A 4,088-nucleotide genomic window follows, 5' to 3' on the forward strand; every position below is an offset into this window, starting at 1 on the left:
CGGCTGGGTCACCGGCCACAGCTACATCGTCTACGGGCCACTGTCGAACGGTGTCACCCAGGTGGTCTACGAGGGCACCCCGAACTCCCCCGACGAGCACCGCCACTTCCAGATCATCGAGAAGTACCGCGTCAGCATCTACTACACCGCACCCACCCTGGTCCGCACCTTCATGAAGTGGGGCCGCGAGATTCCCGACGCCCACGACCTGTCCTCGATCCGGCTCCTCGGCTCGGTCGGCGAACCGATCAACCCCGAAGCGTGGAAGTGGTTCCGCGAGGTGATCGGCGGGAACACGGCCCCGATCGTCGACACCTGGTGGCAGACCGAGACCGGCGCGATCATGATCTCCCCGCTTCCCGGGATCACCGCCACCAAACCCGGATCGGCGATGGCACCGCTGCCCGGCATCTCCGCGAAGATCGTCGACGACGACGCCAACGAACTCGGCGCCGGCGGCTCCGGCTACCTCGTGCTCGACAAGCCGTGGCCGGCGATGCTCCGCGGCATCTGGGGCGACATGGACCGCTACCGCGAAACCTACTGGTCCCGCTACCCCGAGCAGGGCTGGTACTTCGCCGGCGACGGCGCCAAGTACGACGAGGACGGCGCCCTGTGGGTGCTCGGCCGCGTGGACGACGTCATGAACGTCTCCGGGCACCGCATCTCCACCTCCGAGGTCGAATCCGCCCTCGTCGGACACCACGGTGTCGCCGAGGCCGCCGTCGTCGGCGCCGCGGACGAGACCACCGGCCAGGGCATCGTCGCGTTCGTCATCCTCCGCGAGGGCGTCGAGAACACCGGCGACACCCTCATCGCCGAACTCAAGGCCGAAGTGTCCCGGGAGATCAGCCCGATCGCCAAGCCCCGCCAGATCACGATCGTCCCCGAACTCCCCAAGACGAGGTCGGGCAAGATCATGCGACGCCTGCTCAAGGACATCGCCGAAGGCCGCGACCTCGGCGACACGTCCACGCTCGTCGACCCCAAGGTCTTCGACGCGATCCGCGGCAAGTAGGGCGCTCCGACGCGCACAACGCGCGGGCGCTTGCGCCGCGGCCGACCCAGGTGACGGGCTAATGCGGGACGAGCAATTGTCGGGAGACGACAACCTATCCGGAAGGTCGGGTGCAAGCCACCGGAGGGCCCATTCGAGCAATCGGGCACTGTGGTTGGACGCGAGGTTGCCGACCGCCCGGACCGGTGCCGACCGCTGGCCCTGGCGCTGGACAGTGATCGACCCTGGGGGGTAACCCCAACGTTCGGCATAATGGGTGGTAGGACCATGTTAGCTGTATCGCAACGCGCAGAGGTGAGTCGCTTGTGACCGACTCTGAACCGGGTGTGGATGCGCGCCACCTGAACGCTCCTATTGTGGCCGAACTTGAATCGGAGGGCTTCGAAGACGCCCGAAAGATCGGGCAGGGGGGTTCGGCGTCGTGTATAGGTGTCTTGAGCGTGCCCTCGACCGCGTCGTCGCGGTCAAGGTCCTGTCGGCAAACTTCGACAGCGACAGCCGTGCTCGGTTCCTCCGTGAGCAGCGGGCAATGGGCCGCCTTTCGGGCCATCCCAATATTGTCGATGTCCTTCACACCGGGGTGACCTCGACTGGGTGCCCGTATATTGTCATGCCGTACCACCGGCGGGATTCGCTGGAGGCGTCGATTCGTCGGTACGGTCCAGTGGGGTGGCACGAGGCGCTTCGCGTCGGGGTCAAGCTGGTCGGTGCCCTCGAGACTGCGCACCGGGTGGGGATACTGCACCGCGATGTCAAGCCCGCAAATATCCTGCTCACAGAGTACGGGGAGCCTCAGCTTAGTGATTTTGGCATCGCCCGCGTACCTTCCAGTTTCGAGACGGGCACCGGTGTGGTGACCGGGTCTCCCGCCTTCACCGCACCAGAAGTGCTCGCTGGTGAATCCCCGACCATCGCCTCCGAGATATACGGTCTCGGTGCCACACTATTCTGCCTGATCACCGGGCACGTGGCCTTCGAACGACGAGCGGGTGAGCGCCTCGTCTCCCAATTTCTGCGGATATCGAGCAAACAGGTTCCCGAGATACCGCGCGAAGGAATCCCCGATGATGTGTGCGCCGCTGTTGAGCGAGCGATGGCACGTGATCCGTCCGACCGCCCCACCTCCGCAGCCGAATTCGGGGAGCAACTGCGCGAGCTGCAACGCCGCCACGGCCTCGACGTCGACCATATTCCGCTCCCGGCCGCACTGAGGCTCGAAGAACCGCCCTCCCCAAAGTCGACCGGGAGCCCGTCAAAGGAATCCAGCGACCAGGCCACCCAGCTTGATGAGGGATCACGACGATATCCGACACGCTCGCACCGGTATCCAATGAGGAGGCCACCGAGCGCCTCGACCAAGTACCGGCCACCCACCGTGACACGCGCACTTGTCGAGCGCGACAGACTCGTAGAGCGGCTACACGGCGCACACCGGCGTCGGTTAATCGTGATCCACGGCCCCGCAGGGTTTGGAAAGAGCACACTGGCCACCCAGTGGCGTGACGCCCTCGTCGACGAGGGGGTCCATGTCGCTTGGCTGAGCATTGATTCTGACGACAACAACGTGGTCTGGTTCCTGGCGCACCTAGTCGAGTCAATCCGCCGCGTGCGGTCCGACCTGGCAGGCGCGTTGGACGCGGCACTCGAGGAACAGGGCGACGAGGCCGAACGCTACGTACTCACATCTTTGCTCAACGAGATCCATGACCGCGGGACGCGACTGGTCGTCGTCATCGACGACTGGTCCCGAGTAACGGACCCCGCGACGATTGACGCAATGGCATTTCTGCTCGACAACGGCTGCCATCACCTTCAAATTGTCGTGACCAGCAGGACCCAGTCGGGTCTTCCGCTCGGCCGGATGCGCGTGCGAGACGAGCTGGTGGAAATTGATTCGGCCGCCTTACGCTTTGATGCCGACGAGTCCAAACAGTTTCTGGTCGACATTGGCGGTCTGGTGCTCGAACCGGAGAACATCGCGGATCTGTGTGAGTCCACCGACGGGTGGATCGCCGCCCTGCAATTGGCGTCCCTGTCCGTGCGCGGTCGAGCCGATCCCACCGAATTCATCAGCCACCTGTCGGGTCGCCATCGGGTCATCGCCGAGTATCTCGCCGAGAACGTTCTGAATACCCTTGAGCCGGAAATTCTCGAGTTCATGCTGGCTACGTCTGTGAGCAAGCGAATATGCGGTGACCTCGCCTCGGCGCTCACCCACGTCGATCGGGGACAGGCCCTGCTCGAAGAGATAGAAGAGCGCGATCTGTTCCTACATGCATTGGACGAGAACCGGAAGTGGTTTCGTTATCACCATCTGTTCGCTGATTTTCTGCAGCGTCGGCTGGAGCGTGACCAACCAGAGCGACTCACCGAACTGCACCGTCGCGCATCGCGCTGGTTCGCCGATGACGGACAACTGAGCGAAGCCGTTGATCACTCGCTGGCAGCCGGTGACGAGGACCGGGCAGTCGATCTTGTCGAGGATCACGCCTCCGGGCTGATCGAGCATTCCCAGATGGCCACACTGCTGGGCTTGATCGCCAAGGTGCCATCACAGCTGGTTAACCATCGGCCGCGTCTTAAGCTCGCCGAGGCCTGGGCGCACGTCCTGCTGCACCACGACCCCGCGGTGGTACAGACGGCGGTGGAGTCCCTGGATGCGTCCCTCGAAAGGCTCCCCGCGACGGGTGACAACCTCTCAGACATGCTGGTCGAGGCCTCACTCATCCGAGGCGTCGCTGCTGCCTTCGAAGACCGGATCGACGGGGTGGATCAACGGGTCTCGGACTGCCTCGTACGGCAGGACACACTGCGTCCGTTCGTTCTGTCGGTCGCCGCAGACCTGGCGTCCTTCGAGGCGATCTATCACTTCGACTTCGACGCGGCACGCCGGTGGCAGGACTGGGCGGCGCCATTCCACGCGCGAACTATCGGCCCGTTAGTCCCAATGCCGCGCAGTTAGGGCGGCGGGTCTGTTGTCAAGTGTGCTGGTATGAGGATGCTGATGCTGATCTCGGCGTGGTAGTTGGTGCGGTCGATGTCGCCCTTGGCTCGGTGTTTGGAGATTGCG

1 protein-coding gene and 1 pseudogene are annotated in these 4,088 nt (G+C 64.1%); both read left to right on the top strand.

Going from position 1 to position 4,088, the window contains the following annotated elements; genetic code table 11:
• A partial coding sequence (locus WAW17_RS11825; RefSeq protein ID WP_422333170.1) for an AMP-binding protein occupies nucleotides 1-1,018 on the top strand: 1,018 nt, incomplete at its 5' end.
• A 305-nt stretch (nucleotides 1,019-1,323) separates the two neighbouring features.
• Nucleotides 1,324-3,968 (top strand): annotated as a pseudogene (locus WAW17_RS11830) (protein kinase domain-containing protein); the annotation flags it as partial.
• Nucleotides 3,969-4,088: the final 120 nt, after the last annotated feature.

Origin of the sequence: Rhodococcus sp. (in: high G+C Gram-positive bacteria), assembly GCF_049286785.1 — a bacterium.
Classification (GTDB): Bacteria; Actinomycetota; Actinomycetes; order Mycobacteriales; family Mycobacteriaceae; genus Rhodococcus_F.